This is a genomic window from Algoriphagus persicinus, from assembly GCF_035156415.1.
Lineage (GTDB): Bacteria > Bacteroidota > Bacteroidia > Cytophagales > Cyclobacteriaceae > Algoriphagus > Algoriphagus persicinus.
In genome coordinates this window covers 33,448-50,812 of the sequence record NZ_JAYEEY010000009.1, presented here as the reverse complement: position 1 = coordinate 50,812, position 17,365 = coordinate 33,448, and the positions used below count along the sequence as shown (strand labels likewise).

The 17,365-nt window shown below is 41.0% G+C and carries 16 protein-coding genes and 1 pseudogene; 11 read left to right on the top strand and 6 right to left on the bottom strand.

Annotated elements, in window-relative coordinates; all coding sequences use genetic code 11:
• Positions 1-98 precede the first annotated feature (98 nt).
• The 3 genes from U3A58_RS08695 to U3A58_RS08685 all read right to left on the bottom strand — a co-directional run bounded on the left by U3A58_RS08695 (position 99) and on the right by U3A58_RS08685 (position 2,882).
• Entirely contained in the window at positions 99-263 is a 165-nt protein-coding gene (locus U3A58_RS08695) for a hypothetical protein (RefSeq protein WP_323823022.1), read from the bottom strand.
• A 174-nt stretch (positions 264-437) separates the two neighbouring features.
• Positions 438-917, bottom strand: a complete 480-nt coding sequence (locus U3A58_RS08690; protein ID WP_323823021.1) for a site-specific integrase — start codon at positions 915-917, stop codon at positions 438-440.
• Between the two features lie 354 nt (positions 918-1,271).
• The gene (locus U3A58_RS08685) at positions 1,272-2,882 is read right to left on the bottom strand and encodes an alkaline phosphatase D family protein (protein WP_323823020.1); all 1,611 of its coding nucleotides are present in this window, start codon (positions 2,880-2,882) and stop codon (positions 1,272-1,274) included.
• A 338-nt stretch (positions 2,883-3,220) separates the two neighbouring features.
• On the opposite strand from U3A58_RS08685, the gene U3A58_RS08680 reads away from it, so the two are divergent.
• The 9 genes from U3A58_RS08680 (at position 3,221) to U3A58_RS08640 (ending at position 14,937) form a co-directional block, all read left to right on the top strand.
• The gene (locus U3A58_RS08680) at positions 3,221-3,808 is read left to right on the top strand and encodes an RNA polymerase sigma factor (protein ID WP_323823019.1); all 588 of its coding nucleotides are present in this window, start codon (positions 3,221-3,223) and stop codon (positions 3,806-3,808) included.
• Between the two features lie 142 nt (positions 3,809-3,950).
• Positions 3,951-4,886 carry a FecR family protein gene (locus U3A58_RS08675; RefSeq protein ID WP_323823018.1) on the top strand — a complete coding sequence of 312 codons (936 nt, stop codon included), beginning with the start codon at positions 3,951-3,953 and terminating at the stop codon, positions 4,884-4,886.
• Positions 4,887-5,002: 116 nt separating this feature from the next.
• Positions 5,003-8,521 (top strand): SusC/RagA family TonB-linked outer membrane protein, encoded by a 3,519-nt coding sequence (locus U3A58_RS08670; RefSeq protein ID WP_323823017.1) that lies wholly within the window; start codon positions 5,003-5,005, stop codon positions 8,519-8,521.
• A 19-nt stretch (positions 8,522-8,540) separates the two neighbouring features.
• A complete protein-coding gene (locus tag U3A58_RS08665) occupies positions 8,541-10,295 on the top strand; it encodes a RagB/SusD family nutrient uptake outer membrane protein (protein ID WP_323823016.1) in 1,755 nt (584 codons plus the stop codon).
• Positions 10,296-10,315: 20 nt separating this feature from the next.
• Complete coding sequence (locus tag U3A58_RS08660; protein ID WP_323823015.1) at positions 10,316-11,479, top strand: Sb-PDE family phosphodiesterase; 1,164 nt, start codon at positions 10,316-10,318, stop codon at positions 11,477-11,479.
• Between the two features lie 15 nt (positions 11,480-11,494).
• Positions 11,495-12,268, top strand: coding sequence for an endonuclease/exonuclease/phosphatase family protein (locus U3A58_RS08655; RefSeq protein WP_323823014.1), 774 nt, complete (start codon positions 11,495-11,497; stop codon positions 12,266-12,268).
• A 30-nt stretch (positions 12,269-12,298) separates the two neighbouring features.
• Complete coding sequence (locus U3A58_RS08650; RefSeq protein WP_323823013.1) at positions 12,299-13,129, top strand: endonuclease/exonuclease/phosphatase family protein; 831 nt, start codon at positions 12,299-12,301, stop codon at positions 13,127-13,129.
• A 1,299-nt stretch (positions 13,130-14,428) separates the two neighbouring features.
• Positions 14,429-14,716: a hypothetical protein gene (locus U3A58_RS08645; protein WP_323823012.1), complete on the top strand. Its 288-nt coding sequence runs from the start codon at positions 14,429-14,431 to the stop codon at positions 14,714-14,716.
• A complete protein-coding gene (locus U3A58_RS08640; RefSeq protein ID WP_323823011.1) occupies positions 14,701-14,937 on the top strand; it encodes a hypothetical protein in 237 nt (78 codons plus the stop codon). The genes U3A58_RS08645 and U3A58_RS08640 overlap by 16 nt, the downstream gene beginning before the upstream one ends.
• A gap of 42 nt (positions 14,938-14,979) precedes the next feature.
• On the opposite strand, the gene U3A58_RS08635 is transcribed toward U3A58_RS08640, so the two are convergent.
• Entirely contained in the window at positions 14,980-15,120 is a 141-nt protein-coding gene (locus U3A58_RS08635; protein WP_323823010.1) for a hypothetical protein, read from the bottom strand.
• Between the two features lie 155 nt (positions 15,121-15,275).
• Between U3A58_RS08635 and U3A58_RS08630 the strand changes: the two genes are divergently transcribed.
• Together U3A58_RS08630 and U3A58_RS08625 are read left to right on the top strand one after the other, a co-directional pair.
• Positions 15,276-15,527, top strand: coding sequence for a hypothetical protein (locus U3A58_RS08630; RefSeq protein ID WP_323823009.1), 252 nt, complete (start codon positions 15,276-15,278; stop codon positions 15,525-15,527).
• A gap of 257 nt (positions 15,528-15,784) precedes the next feature.
• Positions 15,785-16,441 carry a hypothetical protein gene (locus U3A58_RS08625; RefSeq protein WP_323823008.1) on the top strand — a complete coding sequence of 219 codons (657 nt, stop codon included), beginning with the start codon at positions 15,785-15,787 and terminating at the stop codon, positions 16,439-16,441.
• Between the two features lie 307 nt (positions 16,442-16,748).
• On the opposite strand, the gene U3A58_RS08620 is transcribed toward U3A58_RS08625, so the two are convergent.
• Positions 16,749-16,892, bottom strand: coding sequence for a transposase domain-containing protein (locus tag U3A58_RS08620; protein WP_323823127.1), 144 nt, complete (start codon positions 16,890-16,892; stop codon positions 16,749-16,751).
• Between the two features lie 84 nt (positions 16,893-16,976).
• Positions 16,977-17,308, bottom strand: a pseudogene (locus tag U3A58_RS08615) (IS66 family transposase); the annotation flags it as partial.
• Between the last annotated feature and the right edge of the window lie 57 nt (positions 17,309-17,365).

Sequence of the window (17,365 nt, the reverse complement as noted above, 5' to 3'; positions counted from 1 at the left end):
GAGGAATTTCTTTTCAAATAACCTGCAATTTCCTCGTAATCGTAGAAGATCACGCCTCCAATCTTAGTGTATGGAATTGTTCCATTGACACGTAAGTTTTAAAGAGTACCGGGAGAGATAGCCAATAATTTTCTTACCTCATGGGATTTTAGCCATTTCTTACCAGGCTGCCCCTGCATTCCCGCAACTATCTTTTTTAGTTCTGCTTTCAGTTCATTTCCGAAATTTTCCAGGTCATTTAATGTGATGATTTCTGTTGCCATGTGATTTTAGTTTTGTTTAACATTTCCGAAAATCATTTTATTCTAACATAATACTTCACAAGGTGACTGACACTCATGGAAAGTCTGCTATTTCTTTTTATTCATTTTTCTTCTAAGTTTCTTCATGTCGTCACTAACTTTCTTTTCAACTACTTTGGCATATATCTGGGTGGTTCAAATACTGGCATGACCTAACATTTTACTCACTGTTTCCATCGGTACTCCATTTAATAAAGTAACAGTAGTGGCGAAAGTGTGCCGTGCAAGGTGGAAAGTCAGATTCTTATCGATTTTGCAAAGGATCGCTATTTCTTTGAGATAGGCATTTACTTTTTGATTTGATATTAGTGGAAAGACCCTTCCTCTGCAATTGGCCCTAAGGTTGCCTTGGTAGGAATCGATAATTTCCGTTGCTTTAGGCAATAGGGGTGCTTTGGATTTTTGGTGGGTTTTCTGCCGGCTGATTGAAATCCAATATTCCCCATCCAGACCCACTACAATGTCATTATGCATCAGGTTCATGGTATCAATGAAACTAAGTCCTGTGTAGCAACTGAAAATGAACAGATCTCTGATGTATTTCAATCGCTGGATATCGAAATTCTTTTCTTCTATTCTCTTCAACTCAGCAGGATTAAGACATGTTCTTCCCACAGTTTTCCTTTTTAATGAGTGCAGCTGGCAATACAGAAGACGAACAAATTTGAGTAATATTTTTAGCTTTTGGAGAGGTTATTAACCTATCTATAGCACAATAGCAAATTGCCTTAAGGTATTGAGATTAATTAGACTATTTTGTTGACCGATCTTTTTTTCAAACCACTTCATTAGGTGATAGAGGTGGTTTTAAGGTGGTATATGAAAGAAAATGATCCTTCCTATCATTAGAATGTATTCTTTTAATTTCCAACGAAATCCACTTGAAGAGCAGGTGGGGTATTAGGTGGAATTTGAAATGCTCAACGCGGAATTGTCTCGAATTATGAAGACAATCCTTATAGGCAGTCCTCATCTAGCTAGTTCTTCGTAATGGCTTGCTTTATTTAGCCCAGCTATTCCATTTTCAATCGTAAATGAAGCAATGGTATAAATAGGCGCATCGGGTCGTGTGACAAAAGGCATTACTTTGAAGTCAGCTTTAAGCTCATCAGGTTTGGCTACCAATACTACATATCCTCGCTGCTCATTATAAAACTTGATGTCCGGATTGACCTCCATCAGTTCCAACCCAACTTCGGAAAATTCATTTCCATCTCCAGCACTGCTGATACTGGTACCCATGAACTCCGTACCCATTACTTCAGATTGAGGATCATCAGGATTCAGCCTAAGTTCATTGACCCAGTTCTTATGGGAATCACCCGTAAGCACAACCAGGTTCTTTACCTGATTTTCTTTGATACTATTCATCAGCCTATTTCTGGTAGCAGCATACCCATCCCAGGAATCAGCAGCATACTTTATAGCACCGTCCATTTTTCTACCAACTTGGGCCATCCTAACCTGTTGTCCCAAGATATTCCAAGTGCATGATGATTGTGAAAGGTTATCTGTCAACCAATTTTCCTGAACTTCACCAAGCATCGTTCTACTGGGATCATAGCGTGCAGCACAATTTGCTTCCCAGCTTCCGTTGCAGGCAAAATCTGTCCTGAATTGACGGGTATCCAGCATGGAAAATTCGGCAAGATTTCCAAACCTAAACTTTCTATAAATGTTCATTGCTATGCCTTTGGGGATCGAAGCTTTTCTCAAAGGCATATGCTCATAATATGCCTGAAATGCCACGGCCCTTCGGTGCAGAAATGAAGCATTGTCATCATAGGGAGGGCCATCTCCGCCCCAGTTGTTTTTGACCTCATGATCATCTGGTACTACTATCCAGGGAAAAGCCGCATGCGCTGCCATCAAGGACGGATCGCTCTTATATTGACCGTATCTGATCCTGTAATCCTCCAATGTCATAATCTCCTTTTCCGGGAGATGCTTTCGAAGTGCATTTGCACCACTTCCCTTTTCATAGATATAGTCACCCAAAAAGAAAACTACATCCAGGTCTTCCTTTACCATATGGTCATAGGCCGTATATAATCCAGATGCATAGTTTTGGCAAGAAGCTATGGCAAACCGTAGTTCAGCCAGATCAGTACCGAAGGCGGGAGCCGTTTTTGTTTTACCTGTCTGTGACACATAGTCTCCAGTCTTGAAACGGTAGTAGTAATAGCTGGAAGGTGATAAATCTGACACCTCCACATGGATAGAATGCGCAAAGTCTTTAGTGGCCAATTCTTTTCCATGTTGTACTATATCGCTGAATCCGGGATCTGAAGCTATTTCCCAACTCACCTCTATTTCCTGATCTGTGAGTCCTCCACCTTCCAACGGCTTGGGGGCAAGTCTGGTCCAGAGTACAATGCCATCAGGCAAGGGTTCTCCTGAAGCTACCCCAAGTGTAAAAGGATAGTCACTGAGTTCTCCCGCTTTTGTATAAAAGGGGATTGCCCCAATAAGACTTGCACCGGATAAGGTAAGTGCTGTCTTTTGAAGAAATGTCCTTCTGTCTATTTTTTCAGAACTGATGAACAACTGAGTTTGCTTATTATGTGGTGAGGAATCCATGGGCAGAGAGATAGGTAAAGTGAAAAGTAAGTACGCCTTTAGGCTGTCCAAAAATACCTCATTTCACTTTTCATATAGAGAATATACTCTTTACCATATTATTAATTAGCATTGTGATTTGTCTTGTCATTGTTCTTATTAGTACCATGTGCCAGTCTTTTACTTTTGAGGACTTAGAGAAAGATGAGAAAAACCGGCAGTCTCGTGTTCTCCATTGTTGAATCAGATTAAACTTATCCTAATTAGATAGGTATCTGTATCCAATCATAATCTATTCTTAACATCAATATTTCTTTGGGCATAGCTGCTTCAGGTAACTTTACTTTAAATAAACGTACATGAAAGTGATACTAAATGAACAGCTCCTGCTTCGCAAAATCCAAGAGGATGATGATGAGGCCTCCTTCAAGTTGCTCTTCGAATTGTACTGGGATATGCTGTTTCTTCATGCCCTCAAAAAAACCAAATCCCAAGATTTGGCTATGGACTTGGCCCAGGAGACTTTTATCAATTTCTGGAAATATAGAAAGCGTATTGGCGAAATACAGAATCTACAAAGCTACCTGGTCACCATGCTTAAGTATCAGTTTTTTAAATGGATAGATCAAGAGAAAATAGTATTTGATGAGTTGGATTCTTCCCAGCTTAACGGTTCCCATACCGACTCAATTGACGGTTTTAAGATTATGGAGTTTAATGAACTCTATACTTTTTTGATGGATAAAATAGAGGAGTTGCCAATGAGAAGCCAACAGATTTTTATCCAGAACAGGTTTGAAAACAAGACTGTAAAAGAACTGGCCGAAACCTACTGCATCGCGGAATCCACCGTAAGAAATCACCTAAGCCAGGCCAATTCCAAACTTCAGGCACAGCTGGAAAACAACTTGATGGCTGTTGCATTAATCTCACTAATGATAGCTTGACTCGATTATTGTTTTGTTACTAAACAGAATTTTTTATTCATGATTCAATAATGAATTGTGACTAGATGAAAGCAGTGGATCAGGTCTCTTAAGTAGGAAGAGACAGTATATGAATTCACACAAAATCAAAGTACGGTTAAGGATGCTTTTTAGTAAAAAAGAGCAAAGTAGATTTCAGCTAGAAGAACTGAATCAATGGTACAACTCCCTAAATGAGGAAGTGACCAAACCAATGGATAGCACACAGCTTAAATTACAAGCATGGGAAAGTATCTCCAATGAAATTCATTCTGTCAAAGTACTAGATAGGAATGAGAAGAAGATAGTTTTCGGTAGTTGGATATGGAAAGCGGCGATTCTTCTCATAATTTGTGGAGCTGGCTACAAGCTCTTTACTAATCTGCCGGAGCCTACAGAAAAAGCAAAACTGGTGGCAGGAGCATATATCAATGACATCGGGAAGGTTTCTGCTTTTCTACTTCCTGATGGTAGTAAAGTCTGGCTAAGTACAGGGTCGAAACTGGAGTATGCAGAAGACTTTCCATCTAATCGTAAGGTCAGTTTATCCGGAGAAGCTTTTTTTGAAGTCATCCGTAATCCTGAATCACCTTTTAAGATTATGACGGGGGCTGTGGCTACGGAAGTTCTCGGCACATCCTTCAACCTTAAATCTTACAATCAATCGGAAGTAGAACTGTCTGTTTATTCTGGAAGGGTTAAACTTTCTGATCAGCAGTCTAAGCTGGATTCTGCAATTCTGCTGATGGGTGAAAAAATCAGCTGGACAGCTCAGGCAGGTCTCAGTGAGCCTGAGCTATTTGATGTAGCCGAACTTCCTGATTGGAGACTTGGCAAAATCACCTTTGACAATGCAAGTATTGAGGTGATCCAATCTACTTTGAAAAGATGGTATGATGTATCTATCGAAGTACAGGGAAATGGGACAAACTGTCATTATAGCGGAGAATTCCAGCAGGCAAGCCTGGAGCAAATTCTGGAAACACTCAGCTACGCGCTAAACTTAACCTATAAAATAAATGATGCCAATGTGACAATCCGTGTAAACCCCAGCGAATGAAAAATCCGGTGATTTCAAAAACCACCGGATCAAAGATCGAATGAATTAACTGACTTAATGGTGTACAATTTTGGCGATGCGGCACCTCCAAGTCTCAACCTTTATTTATCAAAATTATGAAAAAAAAATTACTACAACTCATGTGGGATACATCCAAGTGCCTCATGGTAGTCTTCACGATGACTTATTGCCTGAGTGGTTTGGCTTTGGCCAATAACTCATATGCGCAACATCTTAATCTGACACAGATTACAATACAGTCAAAAAAAACCTCAGTTCTGGATTTTTTTCACCTGGTGGAAAAACAATCTGAATTTAGGTTTCACTTCAATCCTGAAGTGGTAGAGAACAAAAAAATCGAACTTTCAGGCAATGATGATCTGGAAACCTTGCTTTATGAAGTTGCAGCCCAGACTAGGCTTGCATTTAAGCAGGTCAATGAATCTATTGCAGTAAAACAAACAGGTAAGAAGTCCCAAGAAGCGATTGAAGTGAAAGTCAAAATCTCAGGAAGGATATTGGACGTAGAGACTCAAGAGCCCATCATGGGAGCAAGTGTTTTTATATCCGAAACCAGCCAAGGTGCCATGGCAGATCTAGATGGAAATTGGTCTCTGGAAATTGATGAAACCCTTATAGGTAAAGAGATCAAAGCTTCAGCTTTGGGGTATAATCCAGAGGTGATTACTATCAGAGAAGGTGAAATGGCTTTTTTGCTAATTCCTCAAGAGCTGGCAGAAGTAGTGGTGGTAGGTTATGGTACGCAGAAAAAAATCAATCTGACGGGTGCTGTTTCTCAGATTGGGTCAGAGGCTATTGAAAATAGGCCTTCGCCAAACTTGACCAGAATGCTACAGGGCGCTCTGCCCAACTTGAATATCAAAATGGTGGATGGAAGCCCCACTCGTTCAGCAGCTTTCAATATCCGTGGTGCTACTTCCATAGGTGCAGGCGGGGATGCGTTGGTATTAATCGATGGGGTAGAGGGAGATGCCAACTTGGTGAATCCTAATGATGTGGAAAGTGTAACTATCCTGAAGGATGCTTCTTCGGCAGCAGTCTATGGTTCTAGAGCAGCTTTTGGAGTGGTTTTGATTACTACCAAAAACCCTAAAAAGGGATCTTCTGGTGTGGATGTCAAAATCAGCCATTCGGTCAATCAACGGACAGTAGTGCCCAATCTCGTTACAAATGGCTATGAATGGGCTAAGAATTTTGATGAGGCATTCTTTGCATGGTACGATTACAAAACCCATCCGATCTCTGTAAATAGTATTTTTCCTTTTTCCCTAGAATACTTGGAAGAACTTAAAAACCACAACGAAAACCCAAATCTCCCAGAGACGGTTTTTAATGAAGAACTGAACAGGTATGAATATTTCGGGAATACTGATTGGTTCAAATACCTGCACAAAGACAATATGCCGGCTACGGAGGCATCTATCAGCGCATCAGGTGCATCTGATAAGGCAAGCTATTATATTTCAGGACTTTACTATCACCAGGACGGGATTTTTAACTATTCTTCGGATAACTTCAACAAATACAACCTCCGTGCAAAAGGAGCAGTAAACATTACAGATTGGTTGTCTCTCGAAAACAATTTTGATCTTAGCACTTATAAATACGAGTATCCACTCCTTGCAAATGGCGATGCCGGGATTTGGAGATACTTGGCCGTGCAGGGCTTTCCTATGGCGGTGATGCAAAACCCAGACGGTAGCTTTACACGATCAGGGTCTTACATAGGAGCTTCTTATGTGGATGGCAGCAGCAAGTCAGATCAGAGTAAATTCTTTATCAGAAACACACCCTCGCTTACAGCAACTCCCTTTGGCGATCTTGTGACTTTCAAAGCCAATTTCACCTTCTCCAAGAATTTCAACAAAGACGTTCGCTACAATAATTTCGTGGACTTTAGTACAGCCCCTGATCAATCCTCCCGCTTCGGGCAAAGCTTACTCCGTCAACTTACGGATGAGACCACCTATTGGGGATCAAATATCACCACCGAGTTTAAGAAGAACTTGAATGAGGTGCATGACTTCACCTTGCTGATGGGTTATAATGTGGAGAGCAACCGACTAGAAAATCTAGATTCCCAGCGGGATGGATTACTGGTAGAGACCAAGCCTGATTTTAATCTATTGGATGGGCTCAATTATACTATACGGGGTGGCGGAAGTGAATGGAAATACATGGGCGTCTTTTATCGGTTAAACTACCGTTTTAAAGAGAAATACTTGTTGGAATTCAATGGACGCTATGATGGCTCATCCAAATTCCCAAGTGACCAGCGCTTTGGATTCTTCCCTTCAGTGTCGGCAGGATGGAATGTTTCTGAGGAAGGCTTCATGAGCAATACAAAAAACTGGTTGGACAATCTGAAGATCCGCTCTTCCTATGGAACGTTAGGCAATGGAAATGTAGCACCCTATCGCTATATGGAAACAATGACAGTAGCCAAGACCAGTGTGATTTTAGATGGAATACAGAAAGGTTATACCTACCTGCCTGGTGCGATTCCAAATGGCTTGACTTGGGAGAAGGCCACCACCTTTGACATAGGTATGGATGCTTCCTTGTTTTCTGGCAAATTCACACTAAGCTTTGATTGGTATAATCGATTGACCACGGACATGTTTACCTATGGTGAACCTCTTCCAAATGTATTCGGAGCGACGGTTCCTTACGGCAACTTTGCTGACCTTTCTACAAAAGGCTGGGAATATACCATGGCATGGAGAGATGAATTCGCCTTGGGTTCAAAACCTTTCAGCTATAGTATTTCAGGTTCTCTATGGGACAGTCGGGCAGAAATCACGAAGTTCAACAATCCCAACAAACTGATCTCAAGCACCTATTATGAGGGCTCAAAAATCGGAGAAATCTGGGGATATGAAACGTTGGGTTTTTTCACATCTGAAGAAGATGTCGCCAATCATGCAGATCAAAGCTTCCTGGTCAACTCAAACAACAGACAATGGCTAGCCGGTGATTTGAAGTATGCAGATCTGAACAATGATGGGGTTATAAATCAAGGGACAAATACTTTAGATAATCCTGGCGATAGAAGAATCATCGGCAACAGTGCGCCGAGATATCAGTTTGGATTTACACTTTCCGGTAACTGGAATGGCTTTGGGATCTCAGCATTCTTACAGGGAGTAGGCAAGCGTGATTGGTATTTCGCACCTGAGGCGGATCTATTCTACGGTCCATACAACAGGCCGTATGGTTTCCAGCCAAAAATGATGATGGATGATATTTGGACAGAAGAGAATCCTGATGCCTATTTCCCAAGACTCAGAGGATATACTGCGTTGAGAACCAGCAGATCGCTTGGCGCACCACAAACAAGATATTTACAGGATGCCAGCTACTTACGCTTGAAAAATGTGACGTTGGATTACTCTATTCCTGCTCATCTCTTAAGCAAAATAGGAATGAAGAAGGCACTGGTCTATGTGAGTGGACAGAATATCCTAACCTTCTCCGGTCTCTACAAACACACGGATAATTTTGATCCCGAAATCATCGAAGCTCCCACAGGAGGTATGACGAATAGCCATGGACAGGGCGATGCCTATCCTATGCTCAAAACCTATACTGTGGGTTTGAATCTTTCTTTCTAATTATTGAATCTACTTGATTATGAAAAAATCATTGATAATACTTTCTACGGCACTACTTTCCATTATGTCATTCAGCTCTTGCGAGGACTTTCTGGATACTGAGCCTGTCGATAGACTTGTGCCAAATACCTTTTTCCAATCAGAAAAAGATCTGGAATTATATACCACTTCATTCTACCAAAGGATGCTTCCAGGAGGTCTTGAAGTAGTTCAAAATGATGAAATGGGAGATTTTACCTCAAAAAATCAATCTCCGACTTTCATCTCGGGAACCTACTCCTCGGTAGATGAAGGAGCATGGAACTGGACAGATCTAAGGAACATTAACTATTTTCTCGAAAATTTTGATCAGGAAGTCATTCCACAGGAAGCCAGAGATCACTATGAAGGCATCGCAAGGTTTTTCCGTGCATGGTTTTATTTCGAAAAGGTAAAACGCTATGGTGATGTACCTTGGTATGGAAAAACATTGGATACTTCAGATGAAGAAGAATTATATAAGCCTAGGGACCCACGTGAGTTGGTAATGGCCAACGTGATGGATGACTTGAATTTCGCAGTGGAGCATATCCGGGATACGAAGAATAATACTTCTTCTATGGTTACCCGACAGGTAGCATTGGCATTCAAGTCAAGAGTTGCGCTTTTCGAAGGAACCTTCAGGAAATACCACCCTGAAGCAGGACTTAGTGGTTCGGCAAATGAATTCTTGGCAGAAGCAGCGGATGCAGCTAATAAAATAATTGGAACTGGAATGTATTCTATCTACAGCACCGGAAACCCGGCGAGTGATTATAGGGTATTATTTACCAGTGAAAATCCAGTTAATTCGGAAGTAATGCTAGCTGTGGTATATAACAACGCATTAAGAAGATGGCATAATATCACCTGGAAATTCAACAGCGCTACCTATGGCGCACGCTGGGGATTGAACAAGCAATTTGTCAATACTTATCTGATGACGGATGGAACCCGTTTTTCGGAAAAGGAAGGGTTTGACGAATTGGTATTTGTGGATGAAATGAAAAACCGGGATTATAGACTTGGTCAGACAGTTCGTTCACTTGGGTACACCAGAAATGACGGAAGTCCAGCACCTCCAAATTTCGGATATACCTTCACTGGATATCATATTTTGAAACATAGTCTGGACAATAAAGCATTAGATGGGATATCTGAATCTAATAACTCCATTCCATTGATCCGATATGCAGAAATTCTGTTGAATTATGCAGAGGCAAAGGCAGAACTCGGACAGTTTGATGAAAGTGTATGGAAGCAAACCATTGCTCCCCTTCGTGAGCGGGCAGGTGTAAATGCAGTGGTGCCGTCCACTGCCGATAGCTACCTTCAAAACACCTATTTTCCGGGCATAAGTGATAAGTTTTTGCTTGAGATCAGAAGGGAAAGATCCATTGAGCTTTGCTATGAGGGATTCCGCTACGATGATTTGCTCCGCTGGAAGAAAGGAGAATTGATAGAAATGCCGTGGAAAGGAATCTACGTTCCAGGCTTGAATATACCGATGGATCTTGATGGCAATGATACACCTGATGTAGCTTTTGTACAAACAGTGCCGGACTCAAAAGTTGCCGGTGTCATCTACTTTATCATTGATGGCAGCGCATCTCAGCTTTCTGCAGGGATCAAAGGACATTTGATCTGGAGAGATGATGAGGATAGGGATTTTTCCGAGAAAAAATACCTGCACCCGATCTCAAATACAGATATAGTCCTTAATCCAAATCTGGAGCAAAACCCAGGTTGGGATTGATCAATTTTTCAACAAAACCTATGCAACTAAAAGTTAGATTATTACTCCTGATGACCATGGTCATCAGCAGTGTTTCATTCGCACAAAAAAGTTCGGTTATCCTTCCCGATATTCCTGGATTTTATACCCTAAAAGGTGATTTTCATATGCACACCGTCTTTTCTGATGGACATGTTTGGCCAACGTTTCGGGTGAATGAAGCCATCCGGGATGATCTGGATGTGATTTCTCTTACAGAACACATCGACTACGAAGGCTTTCCGGATCTCGTAGAGAAGGATTACAATAAGTCTTATGAAATCGCTACTATAGCAGCTAAAGGAAAAGGCCTGATTATTATTAAAGGAGTGGAAATATCCCCAAGAGTAGCCCCGTATCATCACAATGCGCTATTTCTGGAAGATGCCAATGCTCTTCCTACGGAGTATATGAAGAGTGGTAAGGCGGAGTTTGTGATGAAAGACAGCATTACTCATGATCAGCTGATGGGACCATTCCTCGCTGCCAAGAAGCAAAATGCTTTTGTGGTGTATAATCATCCGAGCTGGGGGTGGTGGGATAAGAAAGATACGCTGCTGTTTACTTCCTTTCACCGAGAATTATTGGATTTGGATATTCTTAAAGGGGTGGAAGTCGTCAATTCCGGTAAATACAATGTGATTGCGCATAGGATTGCTATGGAACATAACCTCACCATGCTCTGCAATACTGATGAGCATTATGATAACCATCCAAGGTACAAGGATACCCATAGACCTATGACTTTGGTTTTTGCAAAAGAAAAAACTGCTGAAGGCGTGGAGGAAGCCTTATTTGCCAAGAGAACTGCCTTATATTTTGGCGACTATGTTGTTGCCAGGCAGCCAGAAGCTGAAGCCCTTTTCAAATCCGCTATCCAAGTGAGCACTGAACGTAAGCTGCGGAAAGCCGAACCTCTTTTGATTGTAAACTTTGTAAATTCCAGTGATATTCCCTTTGAGACCAAAATGCAAGCGGCATATGATATAGAAGGTGCGCCATTGGGAAGGGTGACTATTCCTGCTCAGGATTCAGTTCAAGTGATCCTAAAAGCTGTTTGGAAATATCCAGAGGAAGTAAAAATTAAGGTGTTGGTAGAGAATTTACTGGTAACACCTGATTCCGGTTTACAGACTGAATTTATAGTAACTACGAATCAAGACTAAGTTAAAATTCCCGCTATGACTTTCAAATGCCATCTTCTTGTCCTGTTTGTAATCTTACTTCATGTGCATTGCTCTTCAGCGCAATCCTTAAAAGTTATTTCTTATAACATCCATCACGGTGCAGATAAGAATGAGGTAAATACGCTAGAGGAAATGGGGGAATATATCAAAGTCTCCAATGCAGATCTGGTGGGTTTACAAGAAGTGGATAGCATGTGCAACCGCTCTGGAAGTGTGGATCAAATGAAGATTCTGGCAGAAATTACCGGAATGCATTATGCTTTTCAAAGGCATTTTGAATACGACGGCGGTGCGTACGGTTTGGGAATACTGTCCAAACATCCGATTATCAGTGAAGAACATAACCAAATCACTTCTATAAAAAATGGCAAGAAAAAATCCTTGGCATTGCTCTCTGCCAAAATTTCCTTGCCGAATAGAAAAGAGCTTGTCTTTGCCACAGTTCACCTTGCCCTGGATCAATCTACGAGATTGATTCAGGCGAGTGAAACGCTGGAATTTCTTGATTCTGACTTACCACTGATCCTCACGGGTGATTTTAACGCAGAGCCCGGGACTGAAGAAATCGGATTATTTTCACAGCAAATGAAAATGGCGGATGATAAAATAGAAAACACTTTTCCAGTCATAAATCCTTCCAAAAAGATAGACTATATCTGGATCAGTAAAGACTATAGCACGAAGGTAACCCATGTCAAAGTGCCTTCAACTATTCAGTATTCAGATCACCTACCACTGGAGGCAGATTTGACTCTCAAATTCAATTGAATCTTTTATTGTTTTACTTCTAAAACCCTTATGCAAAGACTACGCTTATTTACAATACTACTCCTGACTGGTTTGATTTATTCCTGTGCGAATGCTCAAGAATCTAGGATCGAAAAAGATCCCATTGATCAATTAAACATTCAAGAAGGACAGGAAATTAAGGTGCTAAGTTATAATGTGCATCATTGCAATCCCCCAAGTAAGCCCGGTCTTATAGATGTGGATGGTATAGCGAAGGTGATCTTGGATTCAAATGCGGAATTGGTAGGCTTGCAGGAGATTGATGTGAATAATGAGCGGTCCGGTATGCATCTGGACCAAGCTGCAAAGCTTGCAGAGCTCACGGGAATGAAGTTCTATTTCTCAAAGGGCATTGATTATAGAGGTGGGGCATACGGAACTGCAATACTCTCTAAACACCCTATCTCAGAAATGGAAACGATTCCTTTACCTGAGGAAGCAGGAACCGAAAGAAGAATCCTGTCCGTCCTTACTGTGACTTTGCCAGGTGATGTTCAGGTTAGGTTTGGAAACATACATTTGGACTTTACCAGTGATACTAACACACTAGCCCAGGCCAAAGCAATTACCACGTATTTTGAAAAAGAAGAATTGCCGATAATTCTTGTAGGAGACTTCAATGTGGAGGCAAGTAGTATGACTATGGCTCATCTGGATGAGACTTTTGACTGGACTTGCGAGCAGGGATGTCCCAATACAATTCCGGTAGTCACCCCTAGAAAGGCGATTGACTTTATTTTGTATTCCAAGGGATTTAAAATTCAGACCATGCTCCATGAGGTGATTCAGGAACATTATGCATCTGATCATTTGCCGGTATTGGCCAAGCTTAGCCTTTGAACCTTCGGGTTATTTGTAATTCGTAGAAATAATTTTTCATATTTGGAAATTCCTTTTGTCATACTTCACTCTTTTACCTAAGACCAATTCTCAGCCTTGCAGGTCAAATTCTGTAAGGTATATGGCATTTTTTTACCAGGATATAAAAATGGAGGCTGTCCCAAAGATGGGATAGCCTCTGTTTATTTATAAAATTACATTTAACCACTCTGTACAGGGTTTTGCACCTATAAAAGGTGAAAAAGTTGGTTATCCCTATAGTTTGGGTTTTCCCATCCATATAGGACTAAAGATTGTAGGGATGCGTTCCGTGTAGTTGTACTAGGTTAGAGTTCTTGTGTCAGGTATAGGGATATTTCCCCTTTACACAATGTAACTGAAAAGACACCTCCATCTTTAATTCTAGTAGGAACGGAAGACCGTTCTTTACCTATGGAGACAGCAGAATATTATAAATCACTGCTGAAAAGTTTCGGGATTGTGTGTTGAAACTTTACTAGGGGGCAGGTCATCCTATTTGTCATTATCGAAAAGGGTATTTTCTCAATTATTTTAAGATGATTGAGGATTCTGAGAATTTCCTTTTGAAGAATGGCCATGCAACAGGTACAAAATAAAATTTTAGGGCATATCCTTTTTTTGGACAAATTCGGAAATAAGAGTAGAGATCTATCCTAATCTTATACTTAGTTTTTATCTGGTATTGATTATAGTTGGGATATCTATTTGATCGGTTTCCTTTCCCCACCTTTCGTATACCTTCTGAATACGGCAAGTTTAAAGTCTTGAAGTTTGATTTCAATCAAACGACATAAGCCATGCTCTGCAAAAATCTCTAATCACCGGAATTCGGATCTGTGGGTCCGCGACTTGAAGAGGTCAACATTTTTTTTATCTCTTAGGATTTCGCTTCAGAAGAAGGGGAAGTGTTTTAGTTCTATTACCTGGCTATGGGATGGAGGAATGAAAACGGGCTGCCTTTACAGGACTGGAAAACAGCCGCTTTCCAATGGTTATGGAATCTTGAGAATTAGAATTAAAGGGATGTTTTGAGAAGACTTAATGCTTCTGACATTAAGCCTTGCAAGGGAAAGGACTGCGCGGTGGTGCAGTCAGCAAGATGTAGGATTGTATACACAATCCATCTTGATCTGCTCCGGAGTCGCCGATTTTCAATCATCAAAAGGATTTACTATGGCAAAAGTAAAAGCCGCAAAAAATGGTACAGGTACAATGCAGAATTTCGAGGGAGAAATATGTGCATCTTAAAAGTCTACTTGAGCAGTCACCGGCCTTACCATGAGAGAGATTGTTAGAGACATTCTGGAAAACAGACAGGTGAAACTCTGCTATCATAATGTTGCATTGGATCAGGTGATGCATCAGCTGTCACAGATTTATGGCGAGATTCATCGGATCGGGTTTAATGTGAATCGGTTCACCAAAGAATTTCATCGGGCCAACCAGCCCATCCAGAAGTTTTTTTTAAGTAAAAAACTGATCGATAATCAGCAACTTATCCAACTGGAAATTGAGTCTCTGAAACTGATTCTATCAGAACTTCAACAGCGATGGTTGTCCGAATAAATAATGACAAGAATCTCATGGGAATACTCAGGTATAATGAGTTGAAAAAAGAAACCGGTGATGCGAAATTATTGAAAATTTCAGGGATGCTTCCGGGGGCGGAAAAATTGACTTCCTATCAGTTGGCCAAGCAGTTCAGAACCTTCACTGATCTCAATTCCAGGACCCATACCGGCGAGGTTCTAATGGGGATTGAATCGGGATTTCAGGAGGAAATGTAGAAGCGATAAGCCCAAAAAGTCAGCAGTGGTATTCCTATTACTTTAGCGGGGATTGTTGATTTCCAGTACGCTAGGTTCCTTTTCCCGGAGTGGTATGCCAAGTTCCCGGTGGGTCGTATCCACTTGAGTAACCACATCTTGAAATATTCTTGAAGAAGTACTGTATCCATCCGAGCATCCCATAAATTTTAGTTTAGGAATTTCAAATAATCGGTTTAAGCCTGTGCTGCTGTCAGTTAAAGAGAAGAAGTTGGTTCAGGTCTTTTTGCTTATGGGCCTGGATTCTTTCAACGACATTTAATAAAGTCAAAGAATTACATCAGCAAGGAAAGGTTGCGATGGCCGGAGATGGCATCAATAACGCTCCTTCTCTGGCTCAGGCAGATGTGGGCAATGCCATGGGAACAGGATCGGACGTAGCGATAGACAGTGCCAGCCTAACATTAGTAAAAGGGGATTTGGATGGAATTGTGAGAGCAAGAAAGCTTAGTAAAGATATGATGCGCAACATCATACAAAACTTGTTCTTTGCTTTTATTTACAATACTTTGGGCGTGCCGATTGCCGCAAGTGTCCTGTTTCTTTTTTAAGAATATTGTTAAGCCCGATGCTGGCAGCGCTCGCTATGAGTTTGAGTTCAGTAAGCCTAGTAGTGAACAGTTTTCGCTTTAAGATTAAGTGAGGCGTTATTGGTTGCTTTTAAAGCTACAGACTTTCAGTTGAGGAACCACGGGATAGGGACGTAATTCCGGAAAGTGCTATTGGGAATTCAGAGCAAATTTCTAGAAATGTGTGGTGAGATTTATCATCAAAGAGACCATATCAACTAACTATAACATAAATTTAAATGAGTACTCTTAAAATCAGGTTACAAGTCCATTATTTACCACTGACGGTAATCAGTATCATTTCCACCTATATATTTTATGAGTTATGGGACAACATGGGTCCTATTCCCTTTATCACCTATGCATCAGGCTATATTGGTATTTTTTTATTGGCGCTATCCCTGCTTATTGGACCCGTAAATTTAATATTAAACAGAAAAAACCCTCTTTCAACATATTTAAGAAGGGATTTAGGTGTTTTTGGAGGGGTATTGTCCTTGGTTCATTCCGTCATTGGATTGTTCATGCATTTTACCGGAAAACCTTGGCTTTATTTTGTTGAAGAAGTTTCAGCGGGTTATGCGATAAGATTTGGTGTTTTTGGAATAGCAAATTATACAGGTTTACTGGGAGCGCTCATCATCCTCTTTCTAATTGCAATTTCTAATAATTATTCTATGAAGGAATTAAAGGCTGTCAAGTGGAAAAACTTTCAACGCTTCACCTATCTGATGTTTGTACTGGTAATACTGCATTCCATCTTCTACAGGATAAATGCCAATAAAGAAACCCTGATCATGTATTTATATCTTCCATTATTTTTTGGGGTATTACTATTTCAGATAATAGGGGTAGTATTAAAAATACGTAATAAGAACCGACTCGTCCTAGAATAGGTTTACACAAATCGTATTCTATGAAAAGACAAAGGAAGATGATTAGAACAGGTGGTTCTTTGAGTTGGGAAGAGTGGGAAGCTATGATCAAAGAGTATCTGACAGGTTAACTTAACGAACTTCATCCCATCAAGGAAACTTGATAGGCTGTCTTAACAAATAGAGGAAAAATGAACATCGTGAAAAAATTGGTGATCCGTGTGCTGAATAGGAACTTGGATTAGAATAAAAAAGAGCCCTAAAGCTCCCCTTCATCTGCAAACCAAAGTATCCATCCGAGCATCCCATAAAGTTTGGTTTAGGGATTTCAGTTTATCGGTTTAAGCCTGTAATGCGTCCAGTTTGAGTGAAGAAGTTGATATAGGTCTTTTTGCTTATGGCTCTGGATTCTTTCAAAAACATCCTTCAGCCATTCAAATTTATTAATGTTGTTCTTTTTCCAGCTGGCCATAAAGGAGCACATCCCGGCAGCCATCTCCGCTGCCTGATGAGATCCGGCTAAAAGAAAGGCTTTCCTTCCAACCGTCAGGGGTCTCACCGCATTTTCTATCAAATTACTGTCAATTTCCATCTGGCCATGTAGCACATACGCACTCAGTCCCACCTATCTGGGCAGGGTATAGTCGATGGCTTTTCCCATCGGACTTTTGGGTCTGTATTTGTATTGGTTCTCCTTCAGCCATTTCTCCAGCCTGTCTAGAATGGGACGGGCGTGTTTCTTTCCCCGGCCCGCTGCTTCCAGTCCAGTTCCTGTTCTCTCATCTCCTGTTCCAGCGCATACAGCTGCTGCATTTCATCCAGCACATAGTTGGTCTGCTTTTCATCATCCTTGAACGTATTGACGAAATAGCGGCGCGAATGGGCCATATGAGAAACTTTATCCCAGTAAAATTTTCTTGAACAAACTGCCTATGGGGAACTTGT

Bases quoted from the DNA above. Each gene is read 5' to 3' on its own strand.
- U3A58_RS08695 (WP_323823022.1), bottom strand. From the start codon at position 263: ATGGCAACAGAAATCATCACATTAAATGACCTGGAAAATTTCGGAAAT.
- U3A58_RS08685 (WP_323823020.1), bottom strand. From the start codon at position 2,882: ATGGATTCCTCACCACATAATAAGCAAACTCAGTTGTTCATCAGTTCT.
- U3A58_RS08680 (WP_323823019.1), top strand. From the start codon at position 3,221: ATGAAAGTGATACTAAATGAACAGCTCCTGCTTCGCAAAATCCAAGAG.
- U3A58_RS08675 (WP_323823018.1), top strand. From the start codon at position 3,951: ATGCTTTTTAGTAAAAAAGAGCAAAGTAGATTTCAGCTAGAAGAACTG.
- U3A58_RS08670 (WP_323823017.1), top strand. From the start codon at position 5,003: ATGAAAAAAAAATTACTACAACTCATGTGGGATACATCCAAGTGCCTC.
- U3A58_RS08665 (WP_323823016.1), top strand. From the start codon at position 8,541: ATGAAAAAATCATTGATAATACTTTCTACGGCACTACTTTCCATTATG.
- U3A58_RS08660 (WP_323823015.1), top strand. From the start codon at position 10,316: ATGCAACTAAAAGTTAGATTATTACTCCTGATGACCATGGTCATCAGC.
- U3A58_RS08655 (WP_323823014.1), top strand. From the start codon at position 11,495: ATGACTTTCAAATGCCATCTTCTTGTCCTGTTTGTAATCTTACTTCAT.
- U3A58_RS08650 (WP_323823013.1), top strand. From the start codon at position 12,299: ATGCAAAGACTACGCTTATTTACAATACTACTCCTGACTGGTTTGATT.
- U3A58_RS08645 (WP_323823012.1), top strand. From the start codon at position 14,429: ATGAGAGAGATTGTTAGAGACATTCTGGAAAACAGACAGGTGAAACTC.
- U3A58_RS08640 (WP_323823011.1), top strand. From the start codon at position 14,701: ATGGTTGTCCGAATAAATAATGACAAGAATCTCATGGGAATACTCAGG.
- U3A58_RS08635 (WP_323823010.1), bottom strand. From the start codon at position 15,120: ATGGGATGCTCGGATGGATACAGTACTTCTTCAAGAATATTTCAAGAT.
- U3A58_RS08630 (WP_323823009.1), top strand. From the start codon at position 15,276: ATGGCCGGAGATGGCATCAATAACGCTCCTTCTCTGGCTCAGGCAGAT.
- U3A58_RS08625 (WP_323823008.1), top strand. From the start codon at position 15,785: ATGAGTACTCTTAAAATCAGGTTACAAGTCCATTATTTACCACTGACG.
- U3A58_RS08620 (WP_323823127.1), bottom strand. From the start codon at position 16,892: ATGGCCAGCTGGAAAAAGAACAACATTAATAAATTTGAATGGCTGAAG.